A 17,287-nucleotide genomic window follows, 5' to 3' on the forward strand; every position below is an offset into this window, starting at 1 on the left:
GCCTCAGCCCAGCGACGCGGCGAACCCGCCCGCCTTCGCTTCCGCCGACGACACGGTGATCTTCCCCCGGTGGGAGACCTCGACCTGGTAGAACTTCGAGCCCTCCGGCACGCCGGGGACTGCAACAGAGAAGGTGCACGGGGCTGTGGAATCCTCGCTGGCGTAACGGCCAGCACCCAACGCCCCCGTCGAGACGACCTTCCCCGCAGCGTCGTACACCGTTACCGCGGAGCCCTGCCGGATGTCGTCGTAACCGCCCGACCCGGTGCACGCCTTGTGGTCGTAGTCCAGCGGCGTCGGACTGGTCAGCGTCATCGCCCCGCGCAGCGTGAACGTCTTCGGTGTGCTCGACCCGCCGCCGGACAAACCCCACACCAAGCCAACGACGCCCGCACCAACCGCGAGGCCGACAAGCCCGGTCACCAGCGGATGAGGCCAACGCCTCCCCGTAGCGGGCGGATTCTCGGGCATCGGCGGGGCAGCGGGCATATCGGTCGCGTCAGACATGCGACGCATGATGACAGGCCACACACACGGCGTACACGCCAACGACCACATCGTGATGAGACGGGAGGACGCAATGCCCTTCCCGTCCGGCACCCCTGTGGTCACACTCACCGGCAACATCCCCAGCGCAGTCGGCGGCAGCGGCTTCACCGGCCGCATCATCCTCACCCCGTCCGCAGTCCTCACCGACAGCACGCACAAGGCCGTCTACCCCGGCGGCGGACCCGTCACCTTCGACACCAACGGCGTGTTCACCGTCCAGGTCATCCCCAACGACGCCGCCGGAATCCTGCCCGTCGGATGGAAGTGGCACGTCGACCTGCAGCCCGCAGGCGGGCAGCGCGTCACCTTCTGGACCGACATCCCCACCGCAGCCGGACCCACCGTCGACCTGTCGACCCTCGTGCCCACCAGCGCACCCGACGGCAGCGGCCAGAGCCACCCCCCGTCCGGCCCAGCAGGCGGAGCGCTCACCGGGTCTTACCCGAACCCGCAGCTCTCATCTGTGACCATCGCCTCGTTCGACCAGGCAGGCGCCGCGAGCGCAGCCCTCACCTCTGCGCAGACCTACGCCGACGGCAAGCTCTCCAAGGCCGCGAACCCGATCGCGAACGTCCGCGACTACGGCGCCATCGGTGACGGATCCGTCAACGACACAGCGGCCATTGCCTCCGCGATCGCCGCACTGCCAGCGGGCGGCACCCTCTACCTGCCGCAAGGCACATACGTCACCACGGGCATCCTCATCCAGGGCCTGTCCAACTTCACCGTGCGAGGTGAGCGCGGCGCGGTCCTCACCCTCGCGGCGAACATGATCGGGGCGCCGAACCGCGGCGCGGCGAACGTCCTGACCGTGGCGGACTGCACGGACTTCGCCATCGAAGGCCTGTCCATCGACGGCCGCCGCGACACGCTCTTCCCCCTCGCGCCGCTCGCCGCGAACGCCACAGCCGGCCAGCCGTCCGTCCAGATCGCCCACGGAGCGGCCGCGGCCTACGTGGTCGGCCAGCGGCTGAACCTCAACGGAGGTCTCACCGTCTCCAGTGGTAGCGAGGCGAACCGGCAGGACCAGCAACTTGCGATCCAGAGCATCACGCCTGGTGCCGGTGCCGCGAACGACGTGATCACCTTCACGACGAACCTCGCCAACGCCTACAGCTTCGCCGCCGGGACGCTCTCCGACGGATACGGCCCCTACGCCGCGAACGGCGCCTACATCACCCCGTGGCAGACCGGCAACGCCACCGTCGCCGGCCGGGCGCTGGCGGAGGAAGACCAGCAAAACGGCATCCACCTCCTCAACTGCCGCCGCTTCCGCATCGCGGGATGCAACATCCACAACGTGTGGGAGTCGCCCATCCGCTGCGGCACCCACAACCTCGCAGGCGGCGCACAGGCCGACGGCTGCTCCTACGGCACGATCACCGGGAACGCGCTGTGGCACGCCTACGACCAGGGCGTCGGCTTGTGGTGCTCATCGAACATGGCGGTCACCGGGAACACGATCACCTCGGCGGGCTGGGCCGGGATCTGTATGACCGTCAGCGACGACTGCACGATCAGCGGGAACACCTCCTCGGACAACGTGCAGCGCATCCCGAACGACGTGCAGGCCGGATACGGGATCGCCATCGAGGGCGGCGCCCGCAACACGGTCTCTGGGAACCTCTGCTCGAACAACTACGGCTCGGCGGTGTTCCTCACCGCGGGCGGGACGCTGCCGTTCGGCGGTCCGGTGCAGCAGGCCACGCAGGTCGCCGCCGGGTCCAATGCCGTCGCGCTGCCCGCGGGCACCGTGAACGTCGCGTCGACGGCCGGGTTCGCGTCGGCCGGCCAGTTCACGGTGCTGTCCAGCGCGGGCGCCCAGCAGATGACGTACACGGGGAAGACGGGCACGAGCTTCACGGGCTGCACGGGCGGCATCGGCACCCTCTACACGGGGCAGAAGCTGACTCAGTACCCCGTGTTCACGGCCAACGGTGCGGCGCTGGAGGTCGCGTCGTTGACGACGACCGTCTCGGACGGGACGAAGTTCCAGGTCGGCGGCCGGTACTCGATCGTGGACGGTCCGCGGACCGAGCGCGTCGACGTCACAGCCATCGCCGGGAACGTGATCACCTTCGCCAAGGCGACCGCCTACCGGCATGCGGACAAGGTGCAGTTCTCGCAGGCCATCGCCGAGGACAACGAGATCATCGGCAACGCCTGCTCCGGCGGCCACGACATCGCCATCCGCCTGCCCTCCGCCGTCCGCACCACGATCAGCAACAACGTGGTGAACCGGGCAGGCCTGCGCGGCATCGACCTCGTGGCGTGGACGTTCGGCGGACTACAGCCGCCCTTCGGGACCATCGTCTCCGGCAACATGATCACCGCCCCTGACGCTATCGGCGACGGCTCCAGCTACCAGGCCATCGCGGCCAGCCAGTGCAGCGACCTGCAGATCCTCAACAACCGGTGCGCAGGCGCGCCTTCGACGCAGGGCTACTACACCGCCCTGTTCCTGGCCGCAGTCACCGACTCGGTGGTCGCAGGCAACGTCATCGCTGACGCCTACGCCATCGGCTTGCAGCTCAATGTGGTCAACGAGTGGGTGTGCAAGCGGGTCCAGGTGGCTGGCAACGAGATCTTGAGGTGCTTCGGCGAGGGCCTGCTGCTGTACGGCGGCACCAACCTCAACGTCAAAAACAACATCATCACCGGGTGCGCGGCCAACAACGGCCCGGGTGGTTTCGGTGGCGCATTGGACATCCGCGGCGTCACCTACAGCCAGATCTCCGACAACGTCGTGATCAACAACGGGCACGGCGGCATCGGCCTCGACAGCGCCACCATCAACGGGGCCACCGTCAACTGCGCGGGCAACGTCCTCGCCGGAAACATCAGCGGCGACGACGGCCTGAACTACGACCCGTACAACGGCGCCCACACCCAACAGGGCTACGGGATCAAGGAACTCGCCGCCGGGCAAGGCCCGAACACCTACCTGAACAACACGCTGTTCGGCACCGGCACCAACTTCAACCTGACGTCTACAGGCAACAGCGTCAACGCCGTCGACCTCACCACCGACCAGACCATCCAGGGAAACAAAACGTTCAGCTACTACACCACCCTGCAAGATGGCCAGGTCAACGGGGCGTGGCGGATGTTCGGGACCGTCGGATTCTTCGGAGCAGCAGCAGTCGGCCGCCAGCCCGTGGCCGGCGCCAAGGGTGGCAACGCCGCACTCGCATCCATGGCCACCGCGCTCGCCAACCTCGGCCTCATCACGGACAGCACCACGGCGTGAGGAGGCGGCCATGCCCAGACGGACAGGCTGGCGGGTTTGCTCGACACCTGGCTGCCCAGAGTTCAGCGATCGCGGCAGCAAGTGCGACGACCATCGACGCGAAGCGGAACAACGACGCGGCACAGCGAGACAGCGCGGGTACGGACGAGAACACGAGACCCGCTTCCGGCCGGCAGTCCTGGCCCGCGATCCCATCTGCGTCTGCCCCGGCTGCCCCAAGTGCAGCGACCCAGACTCCGCATGCGCCCGACCCAGCGAGCACGCAGACCACTGGCCGCTGAGTAAGCGCGACCTCATCGAACGAGGGCTCGACCACAACGACCCCAAGCGCGGGCGCGGACTCTGCGGCCTCTGCCACGCCAGCAGCACGGCGCGAGAGCAGCCCGGCACCTTCGGCCTGCACTGACCAACCCGCCAGCTCGCATCGGGGTGACTGACAACACCCCAACCTGGCACGGGAGTTCAAGGACGAATACCGCCTGAACTGGGACAATGGAAGCAAGGACCCCGGCGAGTGCTACCAACACTCCCGGGGCGTGGCCGAACCTGATGAGAGCAGGTCGACATGGTCCAACGTACATGCAGGCTGCCCGGATGCAGCAATCCCCATCGAGCCCGGGGCCTGTGTTCCACCCACTACAACCAGCAGTACCAGCCCAACCAGCACGCTGCTGTCCCCACCTGGTGCACTGCATGCGGCCTCCCAATCCGGCGCCCGCACAAGGCTGACCGCAGGCCCACCTGCTCCATAGCGTGCCGTCGCCTCGTGCAGTTCGGACCAGCAGCCGCACACACGGGCAGCTACGACTGGAGCACCGACGCGGTGAAGCGAGCAGAGCTTGCCGGCGCGTCAGTCATCGACCGGTTCGACCGACTCCAGGTCTTCGAGCGTGACGGCTGGGTCTGCTACCGGTGCGAGCAGCCGACGGATCCGGACGTCTCACCGTTCGATCCGACCAGCCCGACCGTCGACCACGTCGTGCCGCTGTCGAAGGACGGCGAGCACACCCTGGCCAACGTCCGCTGCTGCTGCCTGGGCTGCAACAGCTCCAAGCAGGATCACGCTGCGTGACTTCGCGCGTCCCAACCCAGGGGGCGAAGGGTCAAAGGATCACGAGATTCGGACCTACGGGGAGGGACATCGCATTCTGTACGGGTCTGGGGAAGCAAACGATCTTCAAGGTAGACCTGCTCGCTAACACTCTGTAGCCCCCCGCCGTGCCGCAATGGCTGGCGGACGATGCCGCAACGGCACATCCAGAGGTGATCAACCATGGCCGGTATCGGCCCCGCCCCCAAGGACCCCAGCCAGCGGCGCCGGCGCAACGCCGACATCGCAGCGACCACGGTCCTTCCCGCAGAAGGCCCGCAAGGCTCCACGCCGGAGCTGCCGGGCAACGCCTATGACGCACGCACCATGGCCTGGTACGAGACGTGGCGCACCAGCCCGCAGGCGACGGTCTTCGTGGCCACCGACTGGCAGCGCCTGCACATGCTGGCCGAGTTGGTGCAGCAGTACTGGGAGGAGCCTCGCAAGGAGCTTCTCTCCGAGATCCGCCTGAACGAGGCCGCGCTCGGTGCGACAGCCGCGGACCGTATCCGTCTGCGCTGGACGGTCGCCCAGGCCGAGGAGGAACAGCGTGGCGGTTCCCGCGTGTCGCGGCCGCGCAGCTCGGCATCGCGTCGTGACCGCATCCTGAGAGCCGTCGATGGCTCGACGGAGGACTGACCCGGACCGCTTCGTCTCCCTTGGCTTCGACGCGATCGAGTGGATCGAGCACTACCTGTGCCACGGACCGGGTGACGTGCAGGGCCAGCCGTTGGTCATCGACGACGAGATGGGCGAGTTCATCGCGAAGGCGTACCGGCTGGACCCCCTGACCGGTCGCCGCAGTGTGAACCGCGCGTTCCTGTCGCGGCCGAAGGGCCGGGCCAAGAGCGAGCTGGCCGGGGCACTGGTCTGCTTCGAGGCACTGGGTCCGTGCCGCTTCGACGGCTGGGACGCCAACGGTGAGCCGGTGGGCCGGTCGCAGGTATACCCGTTCATTCGCTGTCTGGCGACGGAGGAGAATCAGTCCGGGAACACCTACGACAACGTCACGGCGATGCTCGAGCACCTGGTGGAGAACTTCGGCGACGAGTTCCCCGGAATTGACCTGGGCCGGAACGCACAGACCTCGTCTCGGATCTTCCTTGAGGGCGGCGGGGAAATCGTCCCGTCAACGTCGTCGGGCGCGGCCAAGGACGGCGGTAAGGAGACGTTCGCGGTCTTCGACGAGACGCACCTGTACGTGCTGCCTGAACTGAAGAGCATGCACAAGACGGTGCGCCGCAACCTGGTGAAGCGCCGGGCGGCGGAGCCATGGTCGCTGGAGACGTCGACGATGTACGCGGTCGGCGAGAGCTCGGTGGCTGAGGCGACGCACGAGTACCACAAGGCGGTCGTCTCGGAGCGCGTGCGCGACGGCGGTCTGCTCTTCGATCACCGTGAGGCCCCGCACGTCGAGGACTTGCACGATGACGATCAGCTGCTGCCCGCACTGGAGTTCGTGTACGGCGACGCCGCGAAGTGGATGGATCTCGAGCGGATCGCCAGCGACATGCGGGAGCCGGACACCGATCCGGCGGACGCCCGCAGGTACTTCCTGAACCAGCCCGGGACCGCCTCAGCGAAGGCGTTCGACCCGGATCGCTGGCGGGAGCTGGCGGACTCGCGCTTCGTCGTTCCGGACAAGGAAGCGATCGCGATCGGCTTCGACGGTTCGAAGTGGAGCGACTCAACAGGCTTCGTAGCGACCCATCTCGACACGGGCCACCAATGGGTGCTCGGCGTGTGGGAGTCGCCAGCGAACAAGCAGGAAGCCGAGGCCTGGGAAGTCCCCGAGGCCGAGGTGAACGCCGTCCTGGACGAGGCGATGCGGACGTGGCGGGTAGTACGCCTCTACGCGGACCCGGCCTACTGGGAGGAGACCATCGCGGCCTGGGCCGGCAAGTACGGCCCCAAGGTGGTCACCGAGTGGTGGACGCACCGGCGCCGCCAGATGGCGTTCGCCCTGCGCGCCTACAAGACGGCCATGACGGGCGGCGAGCTGTCGCACGACGGCAGCGATGCCTTTGCCCGGCACATCGCGAACGCGGTGAAGCGCAACGCCGGAGTGAAGGACGACGAGGGAAAACCGATGTGGGTGATCCAGAAGGACCGCCACGACTCGCCCCGAAAGATCGACCTTTCCATGGCGGGCTGCCTGTCCTGGGAAGCCCGGCGGGACGCGATCAAGGCGGGCGGCAACGAGCCGCCGCGCTCCCGGAAAACGACCGTAATGCGATGAGGGACGGGGGTGGCTTGTGGCCCTCGACCTCGAACCGGATGCGTGGCTGAAGCGGCTGATTGCGGCGCACGACAATGATCTGCCGCAGTTGCGGTTGATGGACAGCTACTACGAGGGCACGCAGCCTCTGTCGTATCTGGCGCCTGAGATCCAGTCGGAGCTGTCGGACCGGATGCGGCAGCTGGTCATCAACTGGCCGCAGCTCGTCGTGGATGCGCTGGACGAGCGGCTGGACGTCGAGGGCTTCCGGTACGCGGACAGTGAGACGACTGCGGAGGATCTGTGGTCGGTATGGCAGGCGTCCGATATGGACGAGGGTAGCCAACAGGCCCACGTCGATGCGCTGGCGCTGAAGCGGTCTTACGCGATCGTCGGCGCGAACGAGGACGACGAGTCCACGCCGATCGTCACCGCCGAGAGCGCTTTGGAGGTGTTCGCCGAGCGGGATCCGCGGACGCGTCAGGTGATGGCGGCGATCAAGCGGTGGGATGAGCCGTCGCCAGCCGGGTCTGCCCCGGCGAAGTGGGCGACGCTGTATCTGCCGAATGCGCGGATGACGTTCGAGCAGCAGAAGGGTTCCTGGGTCGAGGTTGACCGGGACGAGCACAACCTGGGTCAGGTCTTGGTCGTACCGCTGGCGAACCGGCCGCGGCTTCGGCATCTGGATGGCACGTCTGAGCTGCGTTCGGTGATTCCGATCTCGGATGCGGCCTGCAAGATCGCCTCGGACATGATGGTGTCCGCCGAGTTCCATGCGATGCCGCGCCGTTGGGCGACGGGCATGTCCCGGGACGACTTCCAGGATGAGAACGGGCAGCCGTTGGGTGCGATGTCGTCGCTGGCGGGCCGCTTGTGGGCGAACGAGAGCAAGGATGTGCAGTTCGGTCAGTTCCCCGAGGCGCAGCTGTCGAACTTCCACGAGACGATCAACGTCCTGGCGCGCCTGGTGGCCGCCCTGACTGGTCTGCCGCCTGCGTTCCTCGGTTTGGCGACGGACCAGCCGCCGTCGGCGGACGCGATCCGCGCTTCTGAGGCCCGGCTGGTGAAGCGTGCGGAGCGCAGGCAGCGGGCGTTCGGTGAGGCGTGGGAGCGCGTGATGCGGCTCGTCCTGCTGGTGCGGGACGGTGACCTGGACCCGCGGACCCGCAAGTTGGAGACGGTGTGGCGGGATCCGGCGACCCCGACCTACGCGCAGAAGGCTGACGCGGTCGTCAAGCTGCATGCCAGCGGCATTCTGCCGACGGAGCAGGCGTGGGAAGACCTCGGGTACTCCGCGGTGCAGCGGGATCGGATGCGTGGCATGCAGGACGAGGCCCTGACCCGCATGACGGCCATGGATCTGCACCAGCTGTCCACGGCCCAGCCGGAGCCGCAGCCCGCCGAGGCCCCTGCGGGAGGCTGACGTGGCGGTCGAGACGCAGGCTCACGCGGCCATCGTCGACGCCTACGGCCGGTCTCAGCAGCGGGCCGTCATCCAGACGACGGTCACGATGGAGAGGCTGTGGAAGCGCCTTGCCGCGGCAGACCTGTCCGCGTCGTGGCTGCAGGGTCTGGGTGCGGCAATGGTGCGGGCTGTGTCCGCCGGCCAGTTGGTGGCGGCGTCCACGGGCCAGCCGTACATCGAGGCGATGGTGCGGATGGACGGCTTGAGCAGCGACTACCTGGAGCAGGCGGCGCGTGTGGACGCCCGCTCGTTTTCGGGTGTCGCCGCGGACGGCCGGACGTTGGACAGCCTGCTGTATCTGCCGGTGATCCGCACGAAGACGCTGATCGGCGGCGGCCTGACGCTGCAGGAGGCGATGCTGTCCGGGCAGGCTCAGTTGCTGCGGATCGCGGCCTCGGAGGTCGCGGACGCGGGCCGCGGTGCTGCCGGTGTGGCGATGGTCGCGAACCGTTCGGTGACGGGCTACGTTCGGCAGGTCCGGGCGGGAGCCTGCGCACGATGCGCGATCCTGGCGGGCCGCTGGTACCGGTGGAACGCCGACTTTCAAAGGCACCGCCGTTGCGCCTGTTATGGGGTCCCCGCGACAGACGCCCGGCCCGGCCGCCATATGAACCCGATGGGCTTCTTCAACGGCCTATCCCGTGGCGAGCAGGATCGCCGGTTTGGGCTTGGCGGCGCGGAGGCGATCCGGAACGGCGCCGACATCTACAAGGTCGTCAACGCTGGCCGTTCCACGGTCACGCTGGACGCCTACGGCCGGAAGGTCGTGGCGACGCTCGAGGGCACGACGCGCCGTGGTGAGTTCTACCAGCAGATGCGTCGCGAGGCGGAGCAGAAGACCGGGCAGCGGTTCGCCCGTACCGGCGCTGACGTCGAGCAGGGCCTGCCCCGATTCCAACTGAAGACGCCGCGGCTCGCTCCCGGCGAGATCCTCCAGCTGTCTGAGGATCGCGACGAGCTGATCAGGATGCTCAAGCGCTTCGGGTATCTCGGCTGAGGAGTCGCAATGGCGCCCGCCGATGGGGATGCAACGTCCCCTGACGATCAGTACGACGGGATCGATCCAGGCATCGAGGCAGGGACGACTGCGTACTGGAAAGCCCGCGCCCGGCAGTGGGAGAAGCGATGCCGCCAAGCCGAGCGCGAGAAGACGGAACTCATTGCTGAGCTGCTGAAACTTCGGGACGTCCGGAAGGCCGAGCCAAGCCACGCGGCGGCTCGACGAGCGGCAGTTCTAGGCGGCGATGTGTACCCCGGGACCGGCGAACCGCCAAGGGCCCGCTGATTTGAAGCCTCTCGTGCTGCAACGGCGCGAGACCAATCCCGCAACGGGAGATCCATCACCATGAGTACGACGCGAACCCGCTGGCTGCCCGCCGCCCAGAGCGTGGGCTGGTTCCAGCTGAACCGACACGACGACCCCGAGCCGGCAGACCCGGAGCCCGCTCCGGACCCGGCCGACGATCCGGCAGATCCCGAGCCCGACCCTGAGGTCGAGCCGGAAGGCGATCCGGAGGACCCGGAGCCTGAGCCGGACGACTCGAAGGCCCTGGGCGACGCGGGTAAGAAGGCCCTCGACCGCATGAAGGCGGAGAAGGCCGCAGCGAAGAGGGAAGCGGCCGAGGAGCGGCGCAAGGCTGCAGCTCTCGCGAAGAAGGTCCAGGAGTTCGAGGACCGCGACAAATCCGACCTGGACAAGGCCGCCGCTCAGGCGCAGCGCGCACAGGAACAGGCCGCAAAGGCGGTCGCACGCGCGGTGCAGGCCGAGGTCAAGTCGGCGGCGCGAGAGCAGTTCGCCGACGTAGGCGACGCCGTGGATGTCCTCATGCGCGACCCCTCCAAGTACGTCGACGACTCGGGCGACATCGACACGGACGCGATCGAAGCAGACCTCACGGACCTACTGGAGCGGAAGCCGCACTGGGCCAAGCCTGAGCCGGCCGCTGCGGTCGAGCCTGAGGCGAAGAAGGCGAAGCCGAAGCCCGATCCGGGCCAGGGCAGTCGCGGCGGGAGCGCCAAGATCGACTTCCGTACTGCCTCGGAGGAAGACGTGCAGGCGGAACTCGCGAAGATCGGCTTTCGGAAGCGCTTCTAGTGATCAGGATTCGCGCCCGGTTGGGCGACGGGCGCACCTCGATCGAGGTGACTGGTCACGACGAGCCTGCCGCAGGGGGTCGCGTCTGCGCCGCCGTGTCGGCCATCACCCAAACCGCGCTGCTGGGCCTGGAGCAGGTCGCGCAGCAATACCCGGACCACGTGTCCGTAGAGATCACTGAGGAGTGACATGACCCCCAGCCTGACCGCGGCCCGTCCGCGGCGTTTCGCCAAGGGCCCGGACCGGCCGTGGTTCCGGCTCAACCGGCACGCCGGTGTCCGGTCGTCCCTGCCTGCGGGCATCCAGGCGATGCTGCAGAACGGCATGCTCGACCGGGTGTTCCGGGACGCGCTCGTGCCGCAGTTCCTGTTCCCGCAGATCGCCGACAGTGAGCCCTGGATGGGCGGCCTCGGCGACAAGAAGACCTTCACCCGGAAGGGCCTCCTGGCGCCGGTGACCACGCCGGTGACCGGCTCGGACCCGTCCGCTGCGACCTATAGCCTCGAGCAGTGGTCCGTCGTGATGGACCAGTACAGCAACTCGATGGACACGAACATGCTGGGCAGTGCGCTGGCGCTGGCGAACAAGTTCCTGTCCGACTCGGCGACGCTGGGCATCAATGCGGGCCAGACGGTGAACCAGGTCGCGAGGAACAAGCTGTACACCGCCTACGCGGGCGGTCGGACCTGGTGCACCACGGCGGGCTCTTCGGACACGAGCATCATTGTCCAGTCCACCAACGGTTTCGAGAACGTCCTGGTCAACGGTGTGCCGACGCCCGTCTCGGGTGCGAACCCACTCAACGTCACGATCGCTGGCGGCGCGAACACTGTCGTCGGCGTCACCCCGGGTACTCCCGGCACGCTGACCCTGGGCACGGCCCGCGTCGACGTCGCAGGCGACTACGTGGTGGCGGCGAACGCCCCGGTGTCGATCCGGGCGACCGGCAACTCGGCTTATGACCTGTCGTCGTCGAACGTGGTCACGTTCGCCAACTTCCGGTCTGCGGTGGCGCGTCTGCGGAAGATGAACGTGCCGATGCTGCCGGGCGGCTACTACGCAGCACACATCGACGCGGACACCGAGGCGGAGCTCTTCTCGGACTCGGACTTCAAGCAGGCCCTGCAGGGCCGCGTGGACAGTCCGATCTTCCGCGATCTGTCGATCGGCCGGTTCGGCGGCATCGACTGGGTACGCAACATCGAGGCCCCGACGATCCTCGGCGGCTCGGCGGGCACGCTGCCCGTGCACCGGCCGATCGTGCTGGGCGCGAACGCGCTGATGAACTCCCCGCTGGAGGGTACGGGCAACCTCATCGCGGGGACCGGTGTGGAGGACGTGCCGGAGATCCGCACGATCAACGCCGCCCCCGGCGTGGACGTCACCCTGCTGATTCGTCCGCCGCAGGACCGCCTGCAGCAGGTCATCTCCACGACATGGTCGTGGGTTGGCGACTTCGGTGTTCCGTCCGATGCGGGCTCTGGCGATGCGGCGCTGTTCAAGCGCGGCGTCGTCATCGAGCACGCCTGACCCCGTCTCCCGTCGGCGCGGATGCAACCCTGTCCGTCCGCGCCGGCGGGCCTTCACGAAGGAGGAATCACATGCGCGTGCGCATGCTGAAGGCGGCGAGGGCCTACTGGAACTACGCCGTGCAGGAGTTCAAGGAGGGCGAGGAGTACTTCGGTGACCTTGCCCGGCATCTGGCCGACAACGCCCCGGTGGGTTCGGTGAAGGTGATGGAGGCCGACCCCGAGCCCGAACCTGAGCCCGAGGCGCCGGCCGCCTCGCCTGACCCGGAGAGCGCGGATGTGGGTGACGGGCCTCCGGTGGACGGCACCATCGACGCCCTCATGGCGTGGGTGAACGACGACCCGGTGCGCGCCGCGCAGGCGCTGGTGGCGGAGCAGGCGAAGGACAAGCCGCGGTCGACGGTCGTGAAGCGTCTGTCGGCGATGGCTGACATCGAGGAGTAGAGGGGGCCCGCAATGTCCCCGACTCCTCTCGCCACTCAGGCGGACCTCGAGGCAGCGCTGCAGCGTTCGTTGGATCCGGCGCAGGCGGCGATGGCGCTGCGTCGGTCCTCGGCGCAGGTCCGTAAGTACTGCCGCCAGCAGTTCACCCTGGTGGAGAACGAGACGATGACGCTGCCTGGCGGCGGGCGGGTGCTGCGGCTTCCGCAGCGGCCCATCGTCGTCGACGACGCGCACCCGCTGACCGTGGTCGAGCTGTTCGGGATCAGCAATCAGGAGTACACGGCCCTGGAGGGCCGCGACTTCACGCGGATCGGCACCGAGCTGACCCGCGGCGAGCAGTGGTGGGCACCGACCCGGCTGATGGGCTGGCCGTGGCTGCGACCTCAGGGCATCTGGGCTCAGCGCGTCCGGGTCACCTACAGCCACGGCTACTCCGAAGTCCCGGACGACGTCGTCGACGTGGTGCTGGATCTGGCACAGATGAACATGACCAACCCGCAGGGCCTGCGGTCGGAGTCGATCGACGACTACTCCCGCACGTTCGCCTCCGAGACCATCGGGGGCGCCCTGCTGACCGCGGAGCACAAAGAGGCGCTTCGCGAGTACCGCGGACGGTCGTTCTCCGTGGCGCCGGTGACGTGATGACCGCGATTGACATTCAGCCGCTGCTGGCGGCGGGCCGTCTCGCCCACGATCAACTACTGGTGGACACCTGCACGATCAGCCGGCCCGGGGCGCCGACCCTGGACCGCTCGACGAGCGTTCTCACGCCTGGTGCGCCGACGGTCCTGTATTCGGGCGCGTGCCGTCTCAAGCCGCAGCGGGTTCCTCGCAATGAGGAGGCGGGGGAGCGGCTGACGGTGGTGGCCCGCTACGAGCTGGCGCTTCCGTTCGCCTCGCTGGCCTCGGATGACCTGCAGGTCGGCGACACAGTGACGATCACCGCGTCCGGGGACACGCGGCTGGTCAATCAGCCGTTCTCGGTCCTCGCGGTGGATTTCGGCAGCACCGCCACCGCATGGCGGATCACCGTCGAGGGCGTGACGTGACGGGAGGCCGCCGATGACGACTCCCGCGGTTCTGCCGCATGTCGATGCCGTTGTGACCGCCCTGACGGGGGCGGGGCTGACCGTGCACCTCGGTGGAGCCCCGCAAGGCGTCTCACCAACCGACAGCACCCCCTACGTGGTGCTCTATCCCGAGCCGGGACGGGCAGAGACCGCATCGCTCGCCGACAACCGGGTCGACTTCTCCGCCGTCGTGCAGCTCACGTGTGTGGGACTGACAGCGGAGCAGGCCATGTCGGTATCCGACCGGGCCGCTGCTGCCCTGTCTGTGGCCCTGGCGGTCACCGGCCGCGCGTCCTGGAAACCGGAATCCCTCGACGGGCAGCCGGTGCAGAGGGACGACGACGTCGTCCCGCCCTGTTTCTACGCCCCCAGCCGCTACCGGCTACGTTCCATCCCTCAGTGAGGAGCTCACTCTCATGGCACTTCTCCCCGTTCAGGCGGTCGTTGCGGCCGGCCTGACCCCGACGATGGCTTCGGCGGCGGCCGGCGGCGACAAGGTTCCGCTGGGGTCCGCGAACACGTGGATCGAGGTCGCCAACGGCGGCGGATCCTCCGTCACCGTCACCGTCACCGTGCAGAACAACACGTACAAGGGTCTGACGCTGCCGAACCGCACCGTGACCGTCGCGGCGTCCGCCTCGGCGAAGATCCCGCTGGACGCCAGTCTCCACGGCGACAATAACAACCAGGCCAGCATTGGCTACTCCGGCGTCACCAGCGTGACCGTCGGCGCCTTCCGTATCTGACCCCCCCGCCTCCAGCCACAACCGCCCCGCTGACGGGGCTTTTTTCATGCCCCAAGGAGGGTGCAATGAGTGACCTGATCTCCGACGGCAACACAAAGGTCGCGTGGGTGTCGTCCATCGCCAGTATCGCCGCGCCGACTGCTGCCGAGCTGAACGCGGGCCTGGACTGGACGACTCGGCTCACGCCGGACGGCCTGAAGACCGACCCGACGACCGCTGACGTCAACACGAGTTCGCTGGCCAGCACGTTCGACACCAACCAGCCTGGCCGCCGTTCCTACGTCTGCGAGATCACCTACAAGCGCGGCAGCACGACCACGGAGGATTCCCCGTACACGACGCTGGTGTACAACGCCTCCGGCTACCTGGTGGTGCGCCGCGGTCAGCTGTTCTCCACCGGGTTCACGACGGGCGACAAGGTCGAGGTGTACCCGGTGACGGCGGGCGAGGTCCAGAACATCGCGCCCGCGGCGAACGAGGTCAGCAAGGCCATGTCGCCGCTGAAGGTGACCTCCGACCCGGCGACGCGGGCGACTGTCGCCTGATGCCGGATATCTCCGAGCTGCTGGAGCAGGCGTCGCCTCGCGAGGTCACCGTGCAGGTGTGTCTCGCGGGCGACGCGGGCGGCGAACTGGAGTCGCTGGAGGCGGAACTGGGCGAGCTGGGGGAGTGGCAGCCGACGTCGCTCGCCGAGAGAAATCCGGCGTTCGAACTCCAGGAGCGCATCCAGGCAGCCCGCCAGCGGGTGCGGGAGGCGGTGGTCGAGTTCAAGTTCCGGGCGCTCGGGCACCGCGCCTACAGCAACCTGCTGGCCGCGCACCCTGCCCCGCAGGACTCCAAGGAGCCCTACGACGCGGGGACGTTCCTCCCGGCGGTCTTGGTTGCCTGCTGTGTCGAACCGTCACTGACGCCTGCGCAGGTGTACCAGCTGTTGGACCGCGTCAACGACGGCACCGCGCGGATGCTGTTCGCGACCGCGCTGTCCGTGAACGAGGAGCCCAGCCCCATCCCTTTCTAGTCGCCCGCCTTCGGGACCCCCGGCTCCCGTACCGGCGGGAAATTGAGGCGGCACGGTCCTGGGGTATCCCGCGCAGCATCCTTCTCGGCCGTCCCCAGCCGGGCCCTGGCGAGCCGTTGTGGCTGCCGGAGGACCGCTGGTGGGCGATGGCGTTGATGGAGGCCGAGTCCGGGCTGTGCGGGGACTGCGGGCATCCGCTCGCGGAGACCACACACGCGGGCAACGAGGGCGCCTATGACGCGTCGATCACCAAATGCCACGCCTGCCTGGCCGGGGCCCAGCGCGTGGCCGCCTTCCAGGAGGACGGCGGCAAAACCGACGGCCTGAAGATCAGCGTGTTCAGGAGGGAGTCGTAATGGCGGGTGTCGACGTAATCGGCCTCACCGTGGTGGTGGACGACCTGGGAACCTTCGCTGAGCGGGTGCGGGTCAACGCGGCGAAGGCCGTGAAGGTCACCAGCCAAAAGGTCCGGGACGACGCCCGCAACCGGATCAAGGGCCACAAGTACCTGCCCGCCTACCCGTATTCGATCACCTACGACGTGAAGGTCACCGCCGAAGGCGTCGAAGGTGAGATCGGGCCGGACAAGGGCCGGGCGCAGGGCCCGCTGGGCAACATCATCGAGTACGGCACCAGCAAGAACGCCCCCCTCCCACACCTCGGCCCCGCGCTCGACGCGAACGCCGAAGACCTGGTCACCGGCATCGAGATCGCCGTCGGGCAGGCCATGTAACAGCACGTCAAGGACAGGGAATCCCATGACCACTACGAGCAGGAAGCCGCCCGCACGCCGGGCCGCGAAGCCCCCAACGACGTTCGCTGACATCCGCGCGAAGATCCAACGCCCCCGGCACATCGTCGACATGGTGCTGGACGCCGAAGCGTCCGCCGAGATCGACAACCTCGAACGGCTACTCGAGCGCGCACAGCGCCACGACGACGCCAACGGCACAGAGACCGCCCGGGACGTCGCCAAGCACCTCCAGGAGGTCGAGGCGCAGGCCGAAGCGTCGCGGGTGCGGTTCACGCTGGAAGCCATCACGCACCGGGCCTACCAGCAGCTCCGCAAGGAGCATCCGCCGACGAAGGAGCAGATCGAGGCGGCGGCAGGCCGTGGCGGAAGCGAGGAACCGGCCTTCGATCCGGACGCGTTCGCCCCGGCTCTCGTCGAGGCTCAGCTGGTTGAGCCGAAGCCGGAGACGCCGGAGGAGTTCACGGCGTTCTGGGACGACCTCTCTGACGGGCAGCTCGGCCAGTTGTGGCAGGCCGCGATCAGCATCCAGTTTCAGACCGGGGAGCTAGGGCCGCCCTCACAGGCTGCCGCCGACATCCTCCGCTCGTTCGGAATGGCCACCGGCTGACCGGTTGCTGTTCAGCCGGACCCCGGCCAATACGCCTTCCAGCCCGGACGGTCCCGGTAGACCTCGGCCATCCGTGTGAGCATGGACCAGGCCACGCCGCGCGGGATGCCCGTCGTGGGGTTCGGCTTCAAGCTGTTGGCCAGCATCTCGACGAACCAGCGCTTGCCGTCGATCTCGCGCAGTACCCGAGCCGGATCCCACTCCGCGATGTGGTGTGCATCTTCGGGGCTGAACTCGCCAGTCCCCACCACGTAGTGCTTGGCAGCAACTACCCGGAAGAACGCCTCATCCACTGGCTTAGCGGACCAGCGGAGGTTCCGCTGACCCAGCGTTTGGTCCGTCGCCCGCGTGGTCCGCTCGTCCTCGTCGAGCTGCTCGCCGAGCCACTGCGCCAATTCGTCCATGCCGACATTCTCCCGCACGGCGCTCAGCGCGTGCACGCCTCCACAACT

General features: G+C 68.1%; 22 protein-coding genes. 20 read left to right on the forward strand and 2 right to left on the reverse strand.

Annotation, left to right across the window (positions count from 1 at the left end; all coding sequences use genetic code 11):
- Positions 1 to 3: 3 nt before the first annotated feature.
- Positions 4 to 507 (reverse strand): hypothetical protein, encoded by a 504-nt coding sequence (locus tag OG747_RS36665; RefSeq protein WP_405883653.1) that lies wholly within the window; start codon positions 505 to 507, stop codon positions 4 to 6.
- Positions 508 to 580: 73 nt separating this feature from the next.
- Between OG747_RS36665 and OG747_RS36670 the strand changes: the two genes are divergently transcribed.
- The 20 genes from OG747_RS36670 (at position 581) to OG747_RS36765 (ending at position 16,835) form a co-directional block, all read left to right on the forward strand.
- On the forward strand, positions 581 to 3,799 hold the full coding sequence (locus tag OG747_RS36670) for a right-handed parallel beta-helix repeat-containing protein (RefSeq protein WP_405883654.1): 3,219 nt from the start codon (positions 581 to 583) through the stop codon (positions 3,797 to 3,799).
- 766 nt (positions 3,800 to 4,565) lie between these two features.
- Positions 4,566 to 4,871 carry an HNH endonuclease gene (locus OG747_RS36675; RefSeq protein ID WP_405883655.1) on the forward strand — a complete coding sequence of 102 codons (306 nt, stop codon included), beginning with the start codon at positions 4,566 to 4,568 and terminating at the stop codon, positions 4,869 to 4,871.
- 201 nt (positions 4,872 to 5,072) lie between these two features.
- A complete protein-coding gene (locus OG747_RS36680) occupies positions 5,073 to 5,528 on the forward strand; it encodes a hypothetical protein (protein WP_405883656.1) in 456 nt (151 codons plus the stop codon).
- The gene (locus OG747_RS36685) at positions 5,509 to 7,128 is read left to right on the forward strand and encodes a terminase (protein WP_405883657.1); all 1,620 of its coding nucleotides are present in this window, start codon (positions 5,509 to 5,511) and stop codon (positions 7,126 to 7,128) included. The genes OG747_RS36680 and OG747_RS36685 overlap by 20 nt, the downstream gene beginning before the upstream one ends.
- Before the next feature lie 16 nt (positions 7,129 to 7,144).
- Positions 7,145 to 8,530, forward strand: a complete 1,386-nt coding sequence (locus OG747_RS36690) for a phage portal protein (protein WP_405883658.1) — start codon at positions 7,145 to 7,147, stop codon at positions 8,528 to 8,530.
- A 1-nt stretch (position 8,531) separates the two neighbouring features.
- The gene (locus OG747_RS36695) at positions 8,532 to 9,569 is read left to right on the forward strand and encodes a hypothetical protein (protein WP_405883659.1); all 1,038 of its coding nucleotides are present in this window, start codon (positions 8,532 to 8,534) and stop codon (positions 9,567 to 9,569) included.
- A 9-nt stretch (positions 9,570 to 9,578) separates the two neighbouring features.
- A complete protein-coding gene (locus OG747_RS36700) occupies positions 9,579 to 9,857 on the forward strand; it encodes a hypothetical protein (protein ID WP_405883660.1) in 279 nt (92 codons plus the stop codon).
- Positions 9,858 to 9,917: 60 nt separating this feature from the next.
- Positions 9,918 to 10,667: a hypothetical protein gene (locus OG747_RS36705; protein ID WP_405883661.1), complete on the forward strand. Its 750-nt coding sequence runs from the start codon at positions 9,918 to 9,920 to the stop codon at positions 10,665 to 10,667.
- Positions 10,667 to 10,855, forward strand: a complete 189-nt coding sequence (locus OG747_RS36710; protein ID WP_405883662.1) for a ribosomal-processing cysteine protease Prp — start codon at positions 10,667 to 10,669, stop codon at positions 10,853 to 10,855. Before OG747_RS36705 ends, OG747_RS36710 begins: the two co-directional genes overlap by 1 nt.
- A 1-nt stretch (position 10,856) precedes the next feature.
- Positions 10,857 to 12,197 carry a hypothetical protein gene (locus OG747_RS36715; RefSeq protein ID WP_405883664.1) on the forward strand — a complete coding sequence of 447 codons (1,341 nt, stop codon included), beginning with the start codon at positions 10,857 to 10,859 and terminating at the stop codon, positions 12,195 to 12,197.
- Positions 12,198 to 12,268: 71 nt separating this feature from the next.
- Positions 12,269 to 12,640: a hypothetical protein gene (locus OG747_RS36720; protein WP_405883665.1), complete on the forward strand. Its 372-nt coding sequence runs from the start codon at positions 12,269 to 12,271 to the stop codon at positions 12,638 to 12,640.
- Positions 12,641 to 12,652: 12 nt separating this feature from the next.
- On the forward strand, positions 12,653 to 13,282 hold the full coding sequence (locus tag OG747_RS36725) for a hypothetical protein (protein ID WP_405883666.1): 630 nt from the start codon (positions 12,653 to 12,655) through the stop codon (positions 13,280 to 13,282).
- On the forward strand, positions 13,282 to 13,689 hold the full coding sequence (locus OG747_RS36730; RefSeq protein WP_405883667.1) for a DUF6093 family protein: 408 nt from the start codon (positions 13,282 to 13,284) through the stop codon (positions 13,687 to 13,689). The genes OG747_RS36725 and OG747_RS36730 overlap by 1 nt, the downstream gene beginning before the upstream one ends.
- A 13-nt stretch (positions 13,690 to 13,702) precedes the next feature.
- Positions 13,703 to 14,113, forward strand: coding sequence for a hypothetical protein (locus OG747_RS36735; protein WP_405883668.1), 411 nt, complete (start codon positions 13,703 to 13,705; stop codon positions 14,111 to 14,113).
- Between the two features lie 13 nt (positions 14,114 to 14,126).
- On the forward strand, positions 14,127 to 14,456 hold the full coding sequence (locus OG747_RS36740; RefSeq protein ID WP_405883669.1) for a hypothetical protein: 330 nt from the start codon (positions 14,127 to 14,129) through the stop codon (positions 14,454 to 14,456).
- Between the two features lie 65 nt (positions 14,457 to 14,521).
- Positions 14,522 to 15,001, forward strand: coding sequence for a hypothetical protein (locus OG747_RS36745; RefSeq protein WP_405883670.1), 480 nt, complete (start codon positions 14,522 to 14,524; stop codon positions 14,999 to 15,001).
- On the forward strand, positions 15,001 to 15,474 hold the full coding sequence (locus tag OG747_RS36750) for a hypothetical protein (RefSeq protein ID WP_405883671.1): 474 nt from the start codon (positions 15,001 to 15,003) through the stop codon (positions 15,472 to 15,474). Before OG747_RS36745 ends, OG747_RS36750 begins: the two co-directional genes overlap by 1 nt.
- A gap of 146 nt (positions 15,475 to 15,620) precedes the next feature.
- Positions 15,621 to 15,830 (forward strand): hypothetical protein, encoded by a 210-nt coding sequence (locus tag OG747_RS36755; protein ID WP_405883672.1) that lies wholly within the window; start codon positions 15,621 to 15,623, stop codon positions 15,828 to 15,830.
- Complete coding sequence (locus OG747_RS36760; RefSeq protein ID WP_405883673.1) at positions 15,830 to 16,207, forward strand: hypothetical protein; 378 nt, start codon at positions 15,830 to 15,832, stop codon at positions 16,205 to 16,207. The genes OG747_RS36755 and OG747_RS36760 overlap by 1 nt, the downstream gene beginning before the upstream one ends.
- 25 nt (positions 16,208 to 16,232) lie before the next feature.
- Complete coding sequence (locus OG747_RS36765; protein WP_405883674.1) at positions 16,233 to 16,835, forward strand: hypothetical protein; 603 nt, start codon at positions 16,233 to 16,235, stop codon at positions 16,833 to 16,835.
- 11 nt (positions 16,836 to 16,846) lie between these two features.
- Here the strand turns inward: OG747_RS36765 and OG747_RS36770 are convergent, their stop codons facing one another.
- Entirely contained in the window at positions 16,847 to 17,275 is a 429-nt protein-coding gene (locus tag OG747_RS36770; RefSeq protein WP_405883676.1) for a DUF6221 family protein, read from the reverse strand.
- Positions 17,276 to 17,287: the final 12 nt, after the last annotated feature.

The organism is Streptomyces sp. NBC_01384 (assembly GCF_045040035.1).
In the GTDB taxonomy this organism is placed as follows: domain Bacteria; phylum Actinomycetota; class Actinomycetes; order Streptomycetales; family Streptomycetaceae; genus Streptomyces.